Below are 16,801 nucleotides of genomic sequence, written 5' to 3'. Positions count from 1 at the left end.
CCGATGGCGCCGTCCTCGCTTCCCGTGGTGCTGGCGGTGTCCGGTGCCTCCGCCCAGCCCCTGGCGGAACGGGCCCTGCAGCTGCTGCTCCAGGACGACCTGCCGGTCGAGATGGTCACCAGCCGGGGGGCGATCGGGGTCTGGCAGGCGGAGATGGGCCTGCGGGTGCCGTCGGAGCCCGACGCCCAGGAGCGCTTCTGGCGGGAACGCACCGGCTGCAGCTCCGGCCGGCTGCACTGCCATCGCTGGAACGACCAGGCCGCCGCCATCGCCAGCGGCAGCTACCTCACCCGTGGCATGGTCATCCTGCCGGCCAGCATGGGCACCGTCGGCCGGATCGCCTCCGGCGTGGCCCTGGATCTGATCGAACGGGCCGCCGACGTGCATCTGAAGGAGGGACGGCCCCTGGTGATCGCACCGCGGGAGCTGCCCTGGAACCTGGTGCACCTGCGCAACCTCACCCGCCTGGCCGAGGCCGGTGCCCGCATCGCCCCGCCGGTTCCGGCCTGGTACCACCAGCCCACCACGATCGGTGAGATGGTGGACTTCCTGGTGATCCGCGTCTTCGACACCCTCGGCCTCCAGCTCGGCTCCCTGCAGCGCTGGCAGGGGCCCGTGGGCCGGTCCGCCCCGGACGAAGTCTCCACCTCCTGACGCTCCGGACCGTGCTGCCTCGCCTGCTGCTGCTGCCCCTGCTCTCGCCGCTGCTGGTGACCCTGCTGGTGGCGGCCCTCAACCCGAGTCCCTCCCTGGCCCTGCGGCTGCTCACCTGGCAGACCCCCAGCCTGCCGATCGGCCTGTGGATGGCGGTGGCGGCCGGCGGTGGCGCTGCCCTCAGTGCCGGCGCCACCGCCCTCGCCCTGCGCCAGGGGGGGCGTCCGCCGCTGCGGCGCACGGTCCGCCGCCCGGACCGGCTGGAGGACGACACCTGGAGCGCCCCCTGGGGCGACCGATCCGAGGGGCGCACCGCCGCCGCGCCTGCCGCCCCCGCCGCGTCTTCGGCTGCCGGCCCCAGCCGCGCCCCGGGGGAGCCGGCCCCGACGGTGTCGGTGCCCTACCGGGTGCTGCACCGCCCCGAGGCCGCCGACCCCCGCCCGTTCCGTCCCGAGCCGGCGGTGGCGTCGCGCCCGCCGGCCCCGGTCCCGGCCAGCGCCGCCGACGACTGGGGCCACGACGATGGCGAGGAATGGTGAGTCCGGTCGCCGCGACCACCTGAGCTCCCGGGACGCTGCCTAAAGTTCCCGCACCTTCGCGCCCAGGGACCGCAGCGGTGACCGAGACCCCCAGCAACACCCCCGACCCTGTGGCCGCCACACCGGAAGCGAAAACGGCCGCGCCGGAGGCGAAGACCCCCGCCCCCAAGGCCAAGCCCCCCGCCCCGGAGGACAAGCCGTTCGAGGTCTTCGTGCCCGAGCTGCTGTTGCCGGCCCTGACCCAGGAGATCGAGGCCTACGGCGGCCCTGCTCCGGAGCTGGTGTTCGAGCAGGGCGCCATGCCCGTGGTGGGGGCGGACTGCTGGATGGTCCAGGGGCGGCTGCCGGGCGAGCGCCGCTTCTGGCTCTGCTTCACCCGGCCCGACATCAGCTCCGCCAAGACCATCGCCCTCACCGAGGGGGCCGGCAGCCCCAGCCTGCTGGAGTCGTTCCTGATCGACGAGAAGAAGATGACCCTCTCGCTGCTGGTGTCGCGGGTGGTGCAGCGGCTCAACGGCCAGAAGTGGCTGGGCCCCAACTGAGGCGCCGGCCCGTTTCCCCGCTTCACATCCGCCCCTTCACATCCGGACCGATCGCGGGGATCGATGCCTACGATGGCGGCCGAGCTCTCTGAACGTCCATCGCGATGGTGCCTCCCGCCACCCAAGCCCCCACCGCCCCCCGGGTGGGCACCCCGGATGCCCCGGCCATCAAGGACCCGGTGAAGGACACGATCCTCACCCCGCGCTTCTACACCACGGATTTCGACGCCATGGCGGCGATGGATCTGCGGCCCAACGAAGTGGAGCTGGAGGCCATCTGCGAGGAGTTCCGCAAGGACTACAACCGCCACCACTTCGTCCGTGACGGGCAGTTCGAAGGCGCCGCCGACAAGCTGGATCCGGAAACCCGCCGCGTCTTCGTCGAGTTCCTCGAGCAGAGCTGCACCTCGGAGTTCTCGGGCTTCCTTCTCTACAAGGAGCTCAGCCGTCGCATCAAGGAGCGCAACCCGCTGCTGGCGGAATGCTTCGCCCACATGGCCCGCGATGAGGCCCGCCATGCCGGCTTCCTCAACAAGGCCATGGCCGATTTCGGCCTCCAGCTCGACCTGGGCTTCCTGACGGCCACCAAGGCCTACACCCACTTCCAGCCCAAGTTCATCTTCTACGCCACCTACCTTTCCGAGAAAATCGGCTACTGGCGCTACATCGCCATCTACCGCCACCTGGAGCAGCACCCCGAGAGCAAGATCTTCCCGATCTTCAACTTCTTCGAGAACTGGTGCCAGGACGAGAACCGCCACGGCGACTTCTTCGACGCCCTGATGAAGGCCCAGCCCGACACGGTGCGCGGCTTCACGGCCCGCCTCTGGTGCCGCTTCTTCCTGCTGGCCGTGTTCGCCACCATGTATGTGCGTGACGTGGCCCGCAAGGAGTTCTACGAGGCCCTCGGCCTTGATGCCCGCACCTACGACAAGTACGTGATCGCCAAGACCAACGAAACCTCCGCCCGGGTGTTCCCGGTGGTGCTCAACGTCGAGCATCCCGAGTTCTACGGCCGGCTGGAGAAGCTGGTGCAGCACAACGCCGCCCTGGCCGAGGCTGACCGCTCCGGCGCCCCGGCGCCGGTGCGCACCCTGCGCAAGCTGCCCCACTGGATCGGCAACGGTGTCCAGATGGCCCGCCTGTTCCTGATGGCGCCGATCCGCAGCGAACGCTTCCAGCCCGCCGTGCGCTGAGCCGACCCGCCAGAATCGGCCCAGTTCCTTTCTTCGCCGCTTGGTCGTCTCCCCTCCCACCGGCGCACCGACCGCCTCCCCGCTCACCCTCTCCCCGGCGGCCCTCGGCGATCCGGCCTGGCGTTCCGTCCTCGAGCCGCTCCTGGCCGCGGGGCGCTCGTCCGGTGCCGATCTGGTGGAGGTGTTCCTGGAGCGCTCCGACCACCTCGGCCTGCTGGCCGAGCAGGATGCCATCACCAGCGTCAGCCCGGCCTTCGGGGCCGGGGCCGGCCTGCGGGTGTTCCTGGGAGACCGTGACGGTTTCGTCTCCACCAACGACCTGAGCGCCGCCGGCCTGCGGGCCGCCCTGGAGCAGGCCCTGGGCATGCTGGGGCTCGTGCTCCCCACCCACACCGGCGGGGGCTTCGATGGCCTGCCCGAACTGCGCGACTTCGCCGCCTCCAAGGACGGCTGGCTGCCCACCTGCCCGTCCCTGGCGGAGGCCACCAGCCGGCTGCTGGAGGGCACCGACCGCCTCCAGGCCCATGGCCAGCACCTGCAGGTGCGCCGGGGCAGCTACGCCCGCGACTGGCAGGAGGTGCTGGTGGCCGCCAGCGACGGCACCTTCGCCCGGGACGTGCGGCTGCACCAGTCGGTGGGGCTCAACGTGCTGGCCGCCGACGGCGACCACCGGGCCAGCCTGGGCCGTCGCTATGGCACCACCGACAGCCCCGACGACCTGCGCCACTGGGATGTGGAGGCCGCCGCCGTTGACGTCTGCAGCAGCGCCGGGACCATGCTCTACGCCGATTACGTCGAGGCCGGCCAGTTCCCCGTCGTGCTGGCCAACCGCTTCGGCGGCGTGATCTTCCATGAGGCCTGCGGCCACCTGCTGGAGACCACCCAGGTGGAGCGGGCCACCACCCCCTTCGCCGACATGGTCGGCCAGCCCATCGCCCACCCCTCCCTCACCGCCATCGACGAAGGCCTCACCGCCGGCGCCTTCGGTTCGCTGGCGATGGACGACGAGGGCATGGAGCCCCAGCGCACCGTGCTGATCGAGAACGGCATCCTGCAGCGCTTCCTCAGCGACCGGGCCGGGGAGCGCCGCACCGGCCATCCCCGCACCGGCAGCGGCCGGCGCCAGAGCCACGCCTTCGCCGCCGCCAGCCGCATGCGCAACACCTACATCGCCGCCGGCCCCCACAGCCCGGAGGATCTGATCGCCTCCGTCGATCAAGGGCTCTACTGCAAGTCGATGGGTGGCGGCAGCGTCGGCCCCACCGGCCAGTTCAACTTCGCCGTCGAGGAGGGCTACCTGATCGAGAACGGCACCCTCACCAGGCCGGTGAAGGGCGCCACCCTGATCGGCGACGCCAAGGAGGTGATGCCCCGGATCTCCATGTGCGCCAACGACCTTGAGCTGGCCGCCGGCTTCTGCGGCTCGGTCAGCGGCAGCATCTTCGTCACCGTGGGCCAGCCCCACATCAAGGTCGACACCATCACCGTGGGGGGACGCTGAGCATGGCCAACACCGAATCAGCCGCCACCAGCCTCGCTGCCGAGGTGCTGCGTCAGCGCCTCGAGCAGCTGGCCCAGCGGGAGGGCGTCCACCGCTGGGACCTGGGCGCCTCCTGCAGCACCGACACCTCCGTCCAGGTGGATCGGGGCGAAGCCAAGCAGATGAAGGGCGCCCAGCGCAGCGCCATCACCCTCAGGGTCTGGAACGACGACGGCCTGGTGGGCATCACCAGCACCTCTGACCTCTCCGATGCCGGCCTGGCCCGGGCCTTGGCCGGGGCCCGCGATGCCAGCGCCTACGGCAACGTCGACGAGGTCCCCGACTTCTCCCCCCTGGCCACCGCGCCGCTGCCGGTGCTGGAGCAGCCGCTCCGCCCGCCGGTGAGCATCCTCCGCCTGCTCGACACCCTCAAGGAGGCGGAGCGCGACCTGCTCGGACGCCACCCCGCCATCGGCACGGTCCCCTACAACGGCCTGGCCCAGCGCAGCAGCGACCGGCTTTACATCAACAGTGCCGGCGCCTGCCGCCAGCAGCGCCTCACCACCGCCTCCCTCTACCTCTATGCCCGGGCCGAGGAGGCTGGCCGCAAGCCCCGCAGCAGCGGCGCCGTGAGGCTGGCCTACGGCGCCGCCGATCTCGATGTGGCCGGCTGCGTGCAGGAGGCGGCTGAGCGCACCATCGCACACCTCGATTACGCCCCCATCGCCACCGGCCGCTACACCTGCGTCTTCAGTCCCGAGGCCTTCCTCGACCTGATCGGCGCCTTCAGCAGCCTGTTCAATGCCCGCGCCGTGCTGGATGGCGTCAGCCTCAGCCGGCGGGAGTCCCTCGGCGAGCAGCTGGCCGTTCCCTTCTTCTCCCTGCACGACAACGGCCTGAATCCGGCCAACGTGGGTGCGGCCGCCTTCGACGGGGAAGGCACCCCCACTGGCCGCCTGTCCCTGGTGGAGGGCGGGGTGCTGCGCCACTTCCTCCATTCGGAGGCCACCGCCCGGGCCTTCGGTGTCGCCCCCACCGGCCATGCGGGCCTGGGGGCCAAGGTGTCGGTGGGCCCGGACTGGTTCGAGATCGGCCCCACCCCCGGCAGTGACGGCGGCGCCCAGGGCCTCGACCGCTTCGCCGCCGGTTCGGACGGCCTGGTGGTGATCGATTCGCTCTCGGCCCTCCATGCCGGCGTCAAGGCCAGCCAGGGCTCCTTCTCCCTCCCCTTCGACGGCTGGTGGGTGGAGGGGGGCACCCCGCGCTCCATCGAGGCCGCCACCGTGGCCGGTGACATCCGCACCCTGCTCAGCTCCATCATCGGTTTCGAGGGTCCGGCCAAGGTCACCCCCGACGGGCTCTGCCCCCACGTCTGGGTGGAGGGTCTCTCGATCACGGGCGACGCTTGAAGGTCCTGTTCTGGGGCACCCCGGCCTACGCCGTGGTCAGTCTCGAAGCCCTGCGGCAGGCCGGCCACAGCATCGTTGGTGTGGTGAGCCAGCCCGACCGGCGCCGGGGCCGGGGCAAGGCCCTGGTGCCCTCCCCTGTGAAGCAACGGGCTCTGGAGCTGGGGCTGCCGGTGTTCACCCCCGAGCGCATCCGCCGCGACCTGGCCTGCCAGCAGGAGCTGGCGGCCCTGGGGGCGGAGGTGTCAGTGGTGGTGGCCTTCGGCCAGATCCTGCCGCCGGCGGTGCTCTCCCAGCCCCCGCTGGGCTGCTGGAACGGCCACGGTTCCCTGCTGCCCCGCTGGCGAGGGGCGGCGCCGATCCAGTGGGCCCTGCTGGAGGGGGACGCCGAAACGGGCGTCGGCATCATGGCGATGGAGGAGGGGCTGGATACCGGCCCGGTGCTGCTGGAGCGGCGCCTTGCCATTCCCCTGCTGCAGAACGCCGGCCAGCTGTCGGAACGGCTGGCGTGCCTCACCGGGGAGCTGCTGGTGGAGGCCCTGCCCCTGATCGAGGCGGCGGGGGCCGGTCCGGAGCCGGACCGGCTGGCCCGCCTCGGGGTGCGAGCCCAGGCCGTTGAAGGGCTCAGCCACGCCCGCCAGCTCACCAAGGAGGACACCCGCGTGGACTGGAGCGATACCGCCCTGGCCATCCATCGCCGGGTGATGGGGCTCCACCCCAATGCCTCCTGCCCCTGGGGGAGTGAGCGGCTGAAGCTGCTGGCCACCGAACCCCTGGTGGCCCGGCTGGCCGACCAGCTCACTCCGGTGGCTGCCGCCCTGGCGGCCCGTTGGGGCAGCTCCGCCCGGGACGGGACGGCGGCACATGGTTGCTCAGCGGGTGGCTCGCCAGCGGATGGCCCCGGCACCGTGCTTGCGGTGGTGGAGGGGGAGGGACTGGTGCTGGCCACCGGTGGCTGCCCGGTGTTGCTGCGCCAGGCCCAGCTGCCTGGACGGCGTCCGAGCGAGGGTCAGACCCTGATCCAGCAGCTGGGGCTGGTGGCGGGCGATCGGATCGGTGCAAATACCCCCTGACCCACTGATTCGGCAAGGGGTCTTGACGATTTGTTCCCTTACCGCCGTCTCAGTGTTGGACCGCCGACGCAGGCAGTAGACCGAAGCCAGTGAATGGGTGGGGATGCCATGGTCAGCGATCTTTCCTTCGTCAACAGCACCGGCTCCGGCTGCCGGATCTTCCGGGACACGTTGGGCTGCTACGTGGCGAGCCATGAGCGCAGCCCGGGAGAGCGGGTGATGAGCCCCACCCTGGCCGGTGCCTATGCGGCCTGCCAGGGATGGGAGCACCGTATCCGGGGGGAGGAGATGGCCGGGGCTGGATGAACGCCCCAGGCGGGCGGCGTCCGCCGCGCTTTCAGCTGCCGGAGGCGAGCTCCTCCGGCTGGCGCCGGTGCAGTTCGTGCAGCCCCTCCAGCTGGTTGTGGACCGCCACCAGCTGGTCACGGATGTGGCGGCTGTTCTCGATGCGCTCCAGGGCCAGGAGCATGCCTTCGATCTGGGCCTTGCAGTCGATCAGCACGCGGCACTGGGTGGATCCGGGTTCGTAGGGCATGTCGAAAGGAGGCAGATCCTCACTTCACCCTAGGGAGGCGGCGGAGGCTGTCACAACCACTGCCATTCCCCCGCTGGGCCCTGGCTCAGCGGGAACCGCTGCGGCGCCGGCCCCGGTCGTGGCCCTGCCCTTGCCCATGGCGGGGGCCCTGGCTGCGGCGGCCCCGGCCGCCGCTGAGATCCAGGGGCGGCGCGGAGAGCACGGTGGGCTCGAAGCCCGCCACCTCCTGGCGGGGCAGGGGGGAGCCGACCAGGCGTTCGATGGCCCGCAGCAGCTCATGCTCCTCGGCCGCCACCAGGGAGATGGCATGGCCGTTCTGGCCCGCCCGGCCGGTGCGGCCGATGCGGTGCACATAGTCCTCGGCCACGTTGGGCAGGTCGAGGTTGACCACATGGGGCAGCTGGTGGATGTCGATGCCGCGGGCGGCGATGTCGGTGGCCACCAGCACCCGCACCTCGCCGCTCTTGAACTCCGCCAGCGCCCGGGTGCGGGCCCCCTGGCTCTTGTTGCCGTGGATCGCCGCCGCCCCCAGCCCCTCCTTCTCGAGCCGCTCCGCCAGCCGGTTGGCGCCGTGCTTGGTGCGGGAGAACACCAGCACCTGGCGCCAGTCGTTGCTGCGGATCAGATGGCTGAGCAGATCCCCCTTGCGGTCCATGTCGCAGGGGTGGATCACCTGCTCCACCAGGGGCGCGGCCTGGTTCTCGGGGGTGGCCTGGAGCTGTACGGGGTTGTGCAGCAGGCCGGTGGCCAGCCGTCGGATCTCGGTGGAGAAGGTGGCCGAGAACAGCAGGTTCTGGCGCTTGGGCGGCAGCAGGGAAAGGATCCGGCGGATGTCGCGGATGAAGCCCATGTCGAGCATCCGGTCGGCCTCGTCGAGCACCAGGATCTCGACCCGGTCGAGCCGCAGGGCGTTCTGCTGGTGCAGGTCCATCAGCCGGCCGGGGGTGGCCACCAGCACGTCGGCCCCGCGGCGCAGCCGCTGCATCTGGGGGTTGGCGCTCACCCCGCCGAAGACGACGTCGGAGCGCAGATCCAGGTAGCGGCCGTAGGCGGTGACGCTGTCCGCCACCTGGGCCGCCAGTTCACGGGTGGGTGTCAGCACCAGGGCCCGCACCACACCCGAGCGGGCATGGGGGCCGTGGCGCAGCCGCTCCAGCATCGGCAGGGTGAACCCGGCCGTCTTGCCGGTGCCCGTCTGGGCCGCCGCCATCACGTCGTGCCCCGCGAGCACGGCGGGGATGCATTGCCGCTGGATCGGGGAGGGGCTGCTGTAGCCCTTGGCGGCCACGGCCTTGAGGATCGGCTCCGACAGGCCCAGCACGGCGAAATCGGTCGCCAGCCCGGCCACCGGTGGGTTCAGACCCGTGGCGGTGTGGCTGGGGGTGAGGGGATCGGCGGCCACCGAAGCAGCGTTTGGGTTGGCCACCGCAGCAGGGGTGGGGGAGGAGCCGTTGCCGCTGCGTCGGCTCCGGGTGACCTGGGCCTGGGGCCTGGAGATAGGGGCGGTGATCGGGCGCGAATACGGAGTGGTCCCCAGCCTAGGACCGGCCGGCGGCGCCATCGCCGCCTCCCCGGGGCGTGCGGTGACTGCAGCGCTCGCAGGGTCCCTCCGGCAGCACCGCACAGCGCAGCAGGGGGCTGCGGGCGTTGAAGCGGCAGTGGGGGTCACCGATCACCCAGCGACCATCCCACCAGATGGCATCGGCCGGCCGTCGCTGGGGCTTCACCTGCAGCGCCACCGTCGCCAGCTCGTAGCGCCCCTGCCGCAGGCGGTAGCGGTGGCGGCGCTGCAGCACCAGGAAGCTGCCCGCGTCGACGGTCAGCCAGCGACCCGGGTGGGGCACGTTGCCGAGGTCGTCGATCTCGATCGTGGTGATCAGCCGGTCCGAGTCGATCTGGCGCAGTTCAATCCGCATCGCTCCGCAGGCCTCAGCCGTCGCCGCTGCCCGGTCCGGGCAGCGGCGACGGCTCCGTGCGCAGGGAGAAGCCCCAGGCGAACAGGCCTGCCACCACCAGCAGCAGGGCCCATTCCGGCACCTCCACGGCCGGCAGCACCAGGCGCAGCAGCAGCTTCAGGCCCACCAGGCCCACGGCCAGGTAGCCGGCCGTCTCCAGGTGCGGAAAGATCTCCAGCCAGCGCAGGAAGAGCTCGGCCGTGAGCCGCAGGGCGAGGATGCCGATCACCCCGCCGGCCATCACCAGCGGCACCCGGTCGGTCACCGCCACCGCCGCGGAGACGCTGTCCAGGGAGAAGGCCAGGTCGGTGAGGGCCAGGGTGGCCACGATCGAGCCCAGGGTGGCGCCGTGGTGGGGATGGCCCGGGCCGTGGTGGGAGCCGTGGGTGGCGGAATCGGCTGCTGCCGGGTCCTGGCCGGCCCCATCGTCGTCGGCACCGTCGTCCTTGCCGAGCAGGTGGCGGCCGCAGAGCCAGAGCAGGTAGGCCGAGGCCAGCAGCTGCAGGGGCCAGAAGGCCAGCACCTGGCTGGCCAGGGCGATCAGGGCCAGCCGGAAGACCAGGGCCAGCACAAGGCCCAGGTTCAGGGCCATGCGCTGCCGCGCCGGATCATGCAGCCGCCGGGAGATGGCGGCCAGGGCGATGGCGTTGTCGGCGGAGAGCACCGCCTCCAGCCCCACCAGCAGGACCAGCAGAAGCAGCACCTCGCCCCACTGGTCCGCCTCCTGCAGCAGGGGCTGCAGCAGGGGCGTGAGGCTCTCCACCGATTCCACTTCCATTCCTGGCGTTCACTCGGCCGTGGAGGCTGCAAAGAAGCACTCTAGAAAGACCATCGGTGCCTCCCGCCCCCATGCACGTCCACGTCCGACTGCTGCACTGCGACGGCGGCCGCCGCGTCGTGCTGGTCTCGGCCCGTGACGGGGAACGCTTCCTGGGCAGCGCCCTGGGGGAGGCCGGGGATGCCGAAGAAGCCGAGGACCGGGCCAGGGCCCGCCTGCTGGACCATCTCCAGGGCCCCGGGCCGGCCCCTGAAGCCGCCGGCCCGGCCCCTGCTGCAGCGGTCCGGGCTCCCGCCGCCCCCACCCCACCCGTGGCGCCGGACACGCCGGCACCCCGTTCAGTGCCCGCGCCGCCGGTGCCCGCGCCCGCGCCTCCCGCGGCAGCGGCGCCCGTGCCCGCCCCCCCGAGTCCCGCCGAGGACCCCCAGGACTGGAGCGCCGAACTCACCCATCTGGATCTGCAGCTGCGCCGTCTCGGCTGGGACCGGGACCGGGAGGCCGCCTATCTGCAGCGCTGCTTCGGCCACCGCAGCCGCGACCGGATCACCGTCTACGCCGACCTGATCGCCTACCTGCAGGCGATCGAGACCCTCGAACCCGGCTGCGACCCCGCCACGGCGGCGGTCCCGCTGCGGCGGGCCGACCTGCTTGAGCAGTGCAACCTGCTGCTGCAGCAGCTGGGCTGGGACGGGAGCATGGGCCGGAGCTTCCTCGAGAAGCAGATGGGAGTCAGCAGCCGCCAGCAGCTGAAGGACGCCGACCTGCTGCGCTTCAACATGCTGCTGGAGGAGGAGACGCTGCGGGGCACCGCCGAGGCGCCGGTGCCCCCGGGCCAGGAGGGCTGATCCCGATCGGCGGCGCGGGCCGGGCCCCGGGATGCCACGCCGGGGCCTCCACCCCCGCCGAAATCCCCCGGCCCGCCTGGATCTGAGCCCGTTTCATCTGGCGACAAAGGCCTGCACGGCGCCGCCGATGGCCGCCGGCTGCGTGCGACGCTGAATCCCCTGTCTTGCCTCGGGAGATCCACCGGTGACCATCAGGATCGGCATCAACGGGTTCGGACGCATCGGTCGCCTCGTCTTCCGCATCGCCTGCGGGCGCGATGACATCGAGGTGGTGGGCATCAACGACCTGATCGATGTCGACTACATCGCCTACATGCTCCGCTACGACTCCACCCATGGCCGTTTCAAAGGCGAGGTGGCCGTCGACGATGGCGCCCTGGTGGTGAACGGCCGCCGCATCCGCATCAGTTCGGAGCGCGATCCCGCCGCCCTGCGCTGGGGTGATGTCGGTGCCGATGTGGTGCTCGAATCCACCGGCCTGTTCCTGAGCGATGAGCGGGCCAGGGCCCACATCGCTGCGGGGGCCTCCAAGGTGGTGATGTCGGCCCCCTCCAAGGACGACACGCCGATGTTCGTGATGGGGGTGAACCACACCACCTATGCCGGCCAGGACATCGTCTCCAATGCCTCCTGCACCACCAACTGCCTGGCGCCGATGGCCAAGGTGCTGCACGACAGCTTCGGCATCCGCGATGGTCTGATGACCACCGTCCACGCCACCACCGCCACCCAGAAGACGGTCGACGGGCCGTCGGTCAAGGACTGGCGCGGCGGCCGTGGTGCCGGCCAGAACATCATCCCCTCATCCACCGGCGCGGCCAAGGCGGTGGGCAAGGTGATCCCGGCCCTGAGCGGCAAGCTCACCGGCATGGCCTTCCGGGTCCCCACCCCCAACGTGTCGGTGGTGGACCTGACGGTGAATCTCGAGCGGGGCGCCAGCTACGACGCCATCAAGGCCGCCATGCGGGAAGCCGCCGCCGGTCCGATGGCCGGGATCCTGGGCTACACGGAGGACGCCGTGGTCTCGACCGATTTCCTCGGCGAAACCTGCACGTCGATCTTCGATGCCTCCGCCGGCATCGCCCTCACCGACACCTTCGTGAAGGTGGTGTCCTGGTACGACAACGAGTGGGGGTACTCCAGCAAGTGCCTCGACCTGATCGCCCACATCTCCCGCTGATCAGCCCGTGGCGCGGACGCGGCAATGGCTGCGCACCAGGGTGGCGCCCAGTTCGATCTGGCGCTGATTGGCGTAGGCCTCGCGCTCCAGGGCCTTCTCCCAGTCGGAGGCTCCGGCGTAGAGGGGATCGTCGAGGTGGAGTTTCAGTTCCGCCGGCACCTCCTGGCTCAGCCCCAGGGTCCGCGGAACGGAGCGCAGGCCGCCCGCCGCGCAGCTCTGGGCCACATGGATCGCCTCGTGGTTCAGCACCTGGGCGAAATCCACGGTGCCCTTGTCGACCACGGCGGGCTTGATCCGCAGGGTGCGAGCGGCGTGGTCCCATTCCCCGGCGGCGCCCGTCTTTCTGGGTTCCGCCAGCTGCACCTGCACCCCGGCCTGCTCGAGCACGCTGAGCAGATCGGCGATGGCGCGGCGCTTCTCGCCGTGGTCCGGCGGGGCGTCGATCAGGGCCTGCAGCTCATCCACCGAGAGTTCGGGTTCCCCGGCCCGGCGGCGGTAGAGAAAGCGGATACCTCCACCGGCCAGGGGTTCGGCCCTGGGGATCCACTGCCGGTCGGCCTCCTTGAGGTTCTCCAGCAGGCCCCCCTCGATCAGGGCCATCGGCCGCAGGCTCGGATCGGGGGCCGGATCGAAGCGCTCCAGCAGACGGGTGGTGATCTCGGGGGCCTGCTCGGGCAGGCTCCCCATCGGCTCGAGCAGGCCGGAGAGGGCGGCTCCCCCCAGCACCAGCACGGCCACCCCGCCGGCCAGCCCCCAGGCGCGGCCATGGCGGGGCTTCGGCTCCAGCAGGTCTCCGCAGCGCCCGCAGCGGGGCAGCCCCGTGTAGGGAGGCTCCATCCGCAGGGGGCGACCGCGGCAGGTGGGACAACGGAAGCGGGCCATCGCTCGGCAGACCGACCACCAGCATGACCGCAAAGGGGCCGGGACGTCGCGGCGGTGTGCGGTGGTTGCGAGGATCGCCACCGGTTTGATCCCATCCACGCGATGCCCCTCCACGCCCTCGTGCGCCAGCTGCAGGCCGCTCCCCTCACCGCCGAGGTGAAGGCGCGCTGCGGGCGGGCCGAGCGCCTGCGGCTGAGCGGGGCGGGTCGGGCGGCCCGGGCCCTGGTGGCCAGCGCCCTGGCGGGCTCCAGTGAGGCGCCCCTGCTGGTGGTCGTGCCGACCCTGGAGGAGGCGGGCCGCTGGGCTTCCCTGCTGGAGCTGATGGGCTGGCCCCTGTGTCAGCTCTATCCCACCAGCGAGGGCTCCCCCTACGAGCCCTTCGAGCCCACCAGCGAGATCACCTGGGGCCAGCTGCAGGTGCTGGCTGAGCTGGTGGGCGACGGGGAGGGGGCTTCGGGTGCCGGCGTTGGCCGCTTCGCCGTGGTGGCCACCGAGCGGGCCCTGCAGCCCCACCTGCCGCCGCCGCCCCAGCTGGCGGCCCGTTGCCTCACCCTGCGCCGGGGCGATCGGCTGGATCTGGAGCAGCTGGCCCACACCCTGGCGGGCCTGGGCTACGAGAAGGTGCCCACGATCGAGCAGGAGGGCACCTGGAGCCGCCGGGGCGACATCGTCGATGTGTTTCCGGTCAGCGCCGAGCTGCCGGTGCGGCTGGAGCTCTTCGGTGAAGACCTGGAGAAGCTGCGGGAGTTCGATCCCGCCACCCAGCGCTCCCTCGATGTGATCGAGCGGGTGCGGCTCACCCCCACCAGTTACGCCCCCCTGATCGCCGAGGCCCTGCGGGAGCGGATGCCGGAAGGGCTGGAGCGGCTGCTGGAGCCCGCCGCCCTCGACCAGCTGCTGGAGGGGGGCACGCCGGAGGGAATGCGGCGGCTGATGGGGCTCGCCTGGGAGGCGCCGGCGACGCTGCTCGACTACCTGCCCGCCGGCACCCTGGTGGCGATCGATGAGCGGCGCCAGTGCCTGGCCCACGGCCAGCAGTGGTTCGACCATGCCGCCGAGCACCACGGCGAGGTGGTGAAGGCCGCCGATGGTGAGTCGCCCCTGCCCCTGCCCGCCCGGCTGCACCGGCCGATCGCGGCGGCCCTGGCGGAGGCGGAGGCGTTCACGGGCTTCGATCTGGCGGAGCTGCACGAGAGCGACCGCCACCCGAACGACCTCGACCTGGCCAGCCGCCCGGTGCCGGCCCATCCCAACCAGTTCGGGCGTCTGGCGGAGCAGATCAAGGGGCACCTGCGCGAGAAGGCCCGGCCCTGGATCGTCTCCGCCCAGCCGTCACGGGCCGTGGCCCTGCTGGAGGAGCACGACTGCGTCACGCGCTTCGTGCCCAATGCCCGCGACTTCCCGGCCATCGAGCGGCTGGTGGAGCAGGGGACCCCGGTGGCGCTCAAGCTGCGCGGCACCGCCGAGCTGGAGGGATTCCAGCTGCCGGCCTGGAAGCTGGTGCTGTTCACCGACCGGGAGATCTTCGGCCAGCACAGCCTGGCGGCCGGGGGCTATGTGCGCCGGCGCCGCAAGGCGGCCAGCCGCACGGTGGATCCCAACAAGATGCTCCCCGGCGACTTCGTGGTGCATCGCAACCACGGCATCGGCCGCTTCCTGAAGCTGGAGAAGCTGGCCATCGGCGGCGAGGTCCGCGACTACCTGGTGGTCCAGTACGCCGACGGGCTGCTGCGGGTGGCCGCCGACCAGCTGGGCAGCCTGGGGCGCTACCGGGCCAGCAGCGACAGCCCGCCGGAACTCAACCGCATGGGCGGGACGGCCTGGACCAAGGCCAAGGAGCGGGCCCGCAAGGCGGTGGCCAAGGTGGCCATGGATCTGGTGAAGCTCTACGCCGAGCGCCACCAGGCGCCAGGCTTCGCCTTCCCCTCCGATGGCCCCTGGCAGGGCGAACTGGAGGATTCCTTCCCCTACGACCCCACCCCCGACCAGCTCAAGGCGATCGTGGAGGTGAAGCGCGACATGGAACGCCCCCAGCCCATGGACCGCCTCGTCTGCGGCGATGTGGGCTTCGGTAAGACGGAAGTGGCGATCCGGGCCATCTTCAAGGCGGTCACCGCCGGCCGGCAGTGCGCCCTGCTGGCCCCCACCACCGTCCTGGCCCAGCAGCACTGGCGCACCCTCAGCGAGCGCTTTGCCCCCTATCCGCTCAAGGTGGCCCTGCTCAACCGCTTCCGCACCGCCGCCGAGCGCAAGACGATCCAGGACGGCCTGGCGGCGGGCACGATCGATGTGGTGGTGGGCACCCACCAGCTGCTGGGCAAGGGCACCCGCTTCCAGCAGCTGGGTCTGCTGGTGGTGGACGAGGAGCAGCGCTTCGGTGTGAACCAGAAGGAGAAGATCAAGGCGCTGCGCAAGGACGTGGACGTGCTGACGCTGTCCGCCACGCCGATCCCGCGCACCCTGTACATGAGCCTCTCGGGGGTGCGGGAGATGAGCCTGATCACCACGCCGCCGCCGCTGCGGCGCCCGATCAAGACCCACCTGGCCAGCCTGGACGAGGAGGCGGTGCGCAGCGCCATCCGCCAGGAGCTCGACCGCGGCGGCCAGGTGTTCTACGTGGTGCCGCGGGTGGAGGGCATCGAGGAGGTGGCCGGCCAGCTGCGGGCGATGCTGCCGGGGCTGCGGCTGCAGGTGGCCCACGGCCAGATGCCGGAGGGGGAGCTGGAGAGCGCCATGGTGGCCTTCAACGCCGGCGAGGCCGACGTGATGCTCTGCACCACGATCATCGAGAGCGGCCTGGATATCCCCCGGGTGAACACGATCCTGGTGGAGGACGCCCACCGCTTCGGCCTGGCCCAGCTGTACCAGCTGCGGGGCCGGGTGGGCCGCAGCGGCATCCAGGCCCACGCCTGGCTGTTCTATCCGGGCGATGCCTCCCTCAGCGACGCGGCCCGTCAGCGGCTGCGGGCGATCCAGGAGTTCGCCCAGCTGGGTTCCGGCTACCAGCTGGCCATGCGCGACATGGAGATCCGGGGGGTGGGCAACCTGCTGGGGGTGGAGCAGAGCGGCCAGATGGAGGCGATCGGTTTCGACCTCTACATGGAGATGCTCCAGGACTGCCTGGCCGAGATCCAGGGCCAGGACATCCCGGCGGTGGACGAGACCCAGATCGACCTGCCGGTGACGGCCTTCATCCCGGCCGACTGGATCACCGAAGCCGACGAGAAGATGGCGGCCTACCGGGCCGCCGCCGAGTGCGGGGGCAAGGCGGCCCTGGTGGAGCTGGCCGCCGGCTGGGCCGACCGCTACGGCCCGATTCCGGCGCCGGTGCAGAGCCTGCTGCAGCTGATGGAGCTGAAGCTGCTGGCCCGCCGCTGCGGCTTCTCGCGCATCAGGCCGGAGAAACCCAACATCGCCCTGGAAACGCCGATGGAGGAACCCGCCTTCCGCCGCCTGCGCCAGGCCTTGCCCCAGCACCTGCACGGCCGGCTGGTGTATCAGGGCGGCGCCGGCAGCACCGCCAAGGTGCTGGCCCGGGGGCTGGGGGCCCTCTCCCCCGCCCAGCAGGTGGAGCAGCTGATGGCCTGGCTCTCCGCCATGGCCGGCCAGATCCCCGAGGCCGATGGGCGCACCGAGGAGCAGCGGGCCGAGGAGCAGGCGGCGAAGAACGCGGCGGTGCTGGTGGTGTGAGGGCCCCCCACGGCACCACGGGCTCAGGCGCAACCGCCGCGGACAT

General features: G+C 71.7%; 16 protein-coding genes. 11 read left to right on the top strand and 5 right to left on the bottom strand.

The annotated features are described in order from the left end of the window. The first annotated feature begins 3 nt into the window (after positions 1 to 3). The 8 genes from KBZ08_RS04075 (at position 4) to KBZ08_RS04040 (ending at position 7,196) form a co-directional block, all read left to right on the top strand. Positions 4 to 654: a flavin prenyltransferase UbiX gene (locus KBZ08_RS04075; protein ID WP_254971518.1), complete on the top strand. Its 651-nt coding sequence runs from the start codon at positions 4 to 6 to the stop codon at positions 652 to 654. A gap of 11 nt (positions 655 to 665) precedes the next feature. Then, positions 666 to 1,193 carry a hypothetical protein gene (locus tag KBZ08_RS04070; protein WP_254971516.1) on the top strand — a complete coding sequence of 176 codons (528 nt, stop codon included), beginning with the start codon at positions 666 to 668 and terminating at the stop codon, positions 1,191 to 1,193. Between the two features lie 77 nt (positions 1,194 to 1,270). Next, positions 1,271 to 1,735 (top strand): DUF2996 domain-containing protein, encoded by a 465-nt coding sequence (locus tag KBZ08_RS04065; protein WP_254971514.1) that lies wholly within the window; start codon positions 1,271 to 1,273, stop codon positions 1,733 to 1,735. 104 nt (positions 1,736 to 1,839) lie between these two features. Further along, positions 1,840 to 2,931: a magnesium-protoporphyrin IX monomethyl ester (oxidative) cyclase gene (acsF, locus tag KBZ08_RS04060; RefSeq protein ID WP_254971512.1), complete on the top strand. Its 1,092-nt coding sequence runs from the start codon at positions 1,840 to 1,842 to the stop codon at positions 2,929 to 2,931. A gap of 142 nt (positions 2,932 to 3,073) precedes the next feature. Beyond that, complete coding sequence (locus KBZ08_RS04055) at positions 3,074 to 4,432, top strand: TldD/PmbA family protein (RefSeq protein WP_254971699.1); 1,359 nt, start codon at positions 3,074 to 3,076, stop codon at positions 4,430 to 4,432. Positions 4,433 to 4,434: 2 nt separating this feature from the next. Beyond that, positions 4,435 to 5,820 (top strand): TldD/PmbA family protein, encoded by a 1,386-nt coding sequence (locus KBZ08_RS04050; protein WP_254971510.1) that lies wholly within the window; start codon positions 4,435 to 4,437, stop codon positions 5,818 to 5,820. Then, positions 5,817 to 6,890: a methionyl-tRNA formyltransferase gene (gene fmt / locus KBZ08_RS04045; protein ID WP_254971509.1), complete on the top strand. Its 1,074-nt coding sequence runs from the start codon at positions 5,817 to 5,819 to the stop codon at positions 6,888 to 6,890. Before KBZ08_RS04050 ends, fmt begins: the two co-directional genes overlap by 4 nt. Before the next feature lie 108 nt (positions 6,891 to 6,998). Continuing rightward, positions 6,999 to 7,196: a hypothetical protein gene (locus tag KBZ08_RS04040; RefSeq protein WP_254971507.1), complete on the top strand. Its 198-nt coding sequence runs from the start codon at positions 6,999 to 7,001 to the stop codon at positions 7,194 to 7,196. A gap of 31 nt (positions 7,197 to 7,227) precedes the next feature. Here KBZ08_RS04040 and KBZ08_RS04035 read toward each other — a convergent pair whose 3' ends face one another. The 4 genes from KBZ08_RS04035 to KBZ08_RS04020 all read right to left on the bottom strand — a co-directional run bounded on the left by KBZ08_RS04035 (position 7,228) and on the right by KBZ08_RS04020 (position 10,158). Next, complete coding sequence (locus tag KBZ08_RS04035) at positions 7,228 to 7,425, bottom strand: hypothetical protein (protein ID WP_106220108.1); 198 nt, start codon at positions 7,423 to 7,425, stop codon at positions 7,228 to 7,230. A gap of 85 nt (positions 7,426 to 7,510) precedes the next feature. After that, entirely contained in the window at positions 7,511 to 8,773 is a 1,263-nt protein-coding gene (locus KBZ08_RS04030) for a DEAD/DEAH box helicase (protein ID WP_106220223.1), read from the bottom strand. Between the two features lie 190 nt (positions 8,774 to 8,963). Continuing rightward, a complete protein-coding gene (locus KBZ08_RS04025; protein ID WP_254971505.1) occupies positions 8,964 to 9,341 on the bottom strand; it encodes a DUF6464 family protein in 378 nt (125 codons plus the stop codon). A gap of 13 nt (positions 9,342 to 9,354) precedes the next feature. Further along, positions 9,355 to 10,158 (bottom strand): TerC family protein, encoded by an 804-nt coding sequence (locus KBZ08_RS04020; protein WP_254971504.1) that lies wholly within the window; start codon positions 10,156 to 10,158, stop codon positions 9,355 to 9,357. A gap of 71 nt (positions 10,159 to 10,229) precedes the next feature. On the opposite strand from KBZ08_RS04020, the gene KBZ08_RS04015 reads away from it, so the two are divergent. Together KBZ08_RS04015 and gap are read left to right on the top strand one after the other, a co-directional pair. Next, positions 10,230 to 11,003 carry a hypothetical protein gene (locus KBZ08_RS04015; protein ID WP_254971503.1) on the top strand — a complete coding sequence of 258 codons (774 nt, stop codon included), beginning with the start codon at positions 10,230 to 10,232 and terminating at the stop codon, positions 11,001 to 11,003. A gap of 184 nt (positions 11,004 to 11,187) precedes the next feature. Further along, entirely contained in the window at positions 11,188 to 12,183 is a 996-nt protein-coding gene (gene gap / locus KBZ08_RS04010) for a type I glyceraldehyde-3-phosphate dehydrogenase (RefSeq protein WP_106220104.1), read from the top strand. Here gap and KBZ08_RS04005 read toward each other — a convergent pair whose 3' ends face one another. Then, the gene (locus tag KBZ08_RS04005; RefSeq protein WP_146134543.1) at positions 12,184 to 13,065 is read right to left on the bottom strand and encodes a hypothetical protein; all 882 of its coding nucleotides are present in this window, start codon (positions 13,063 to 13,065) and stop codon (positions 12,184 to 12,186) included. Positions 13,066 to 13,167: 102 nt separating this feature from the next. Here KBZ08_RS04005 and mfd point away from each other — a divergent pair, with 102 nt between their 5' ends. Continuing rightward, positions 13,168 to 16,755 (top strand): transcription-repair coupling factor, encoded by a 3,588-nt coding sequence (gene mfd / locus KBZ08_RS04000; RefSeq protein ID WP_254971499.1) that lies wholly within the window; start codon positions 13,168 to 13,170, stop codon positions 16,753 to 16,755. The last annotated feature ends 46 nt before the right edge of the window (positions 16,756 to 16,801 follow it).

The organism is Cyanobium sp. Candia 9D4 (genome assembly GCF_024346155.1).
Taxonomy (GTDB): Bacteria; Cyanobacteriota; Cyanobacteriia; order PCC-6307; family Cyanobiaceae; genus Cyanobium; species Cyanobium minutissimum.
Note: the sequence above shows the minus strand (reverse complement) of the source record. Positions and strands in the feature narration are given on the sequence as shown.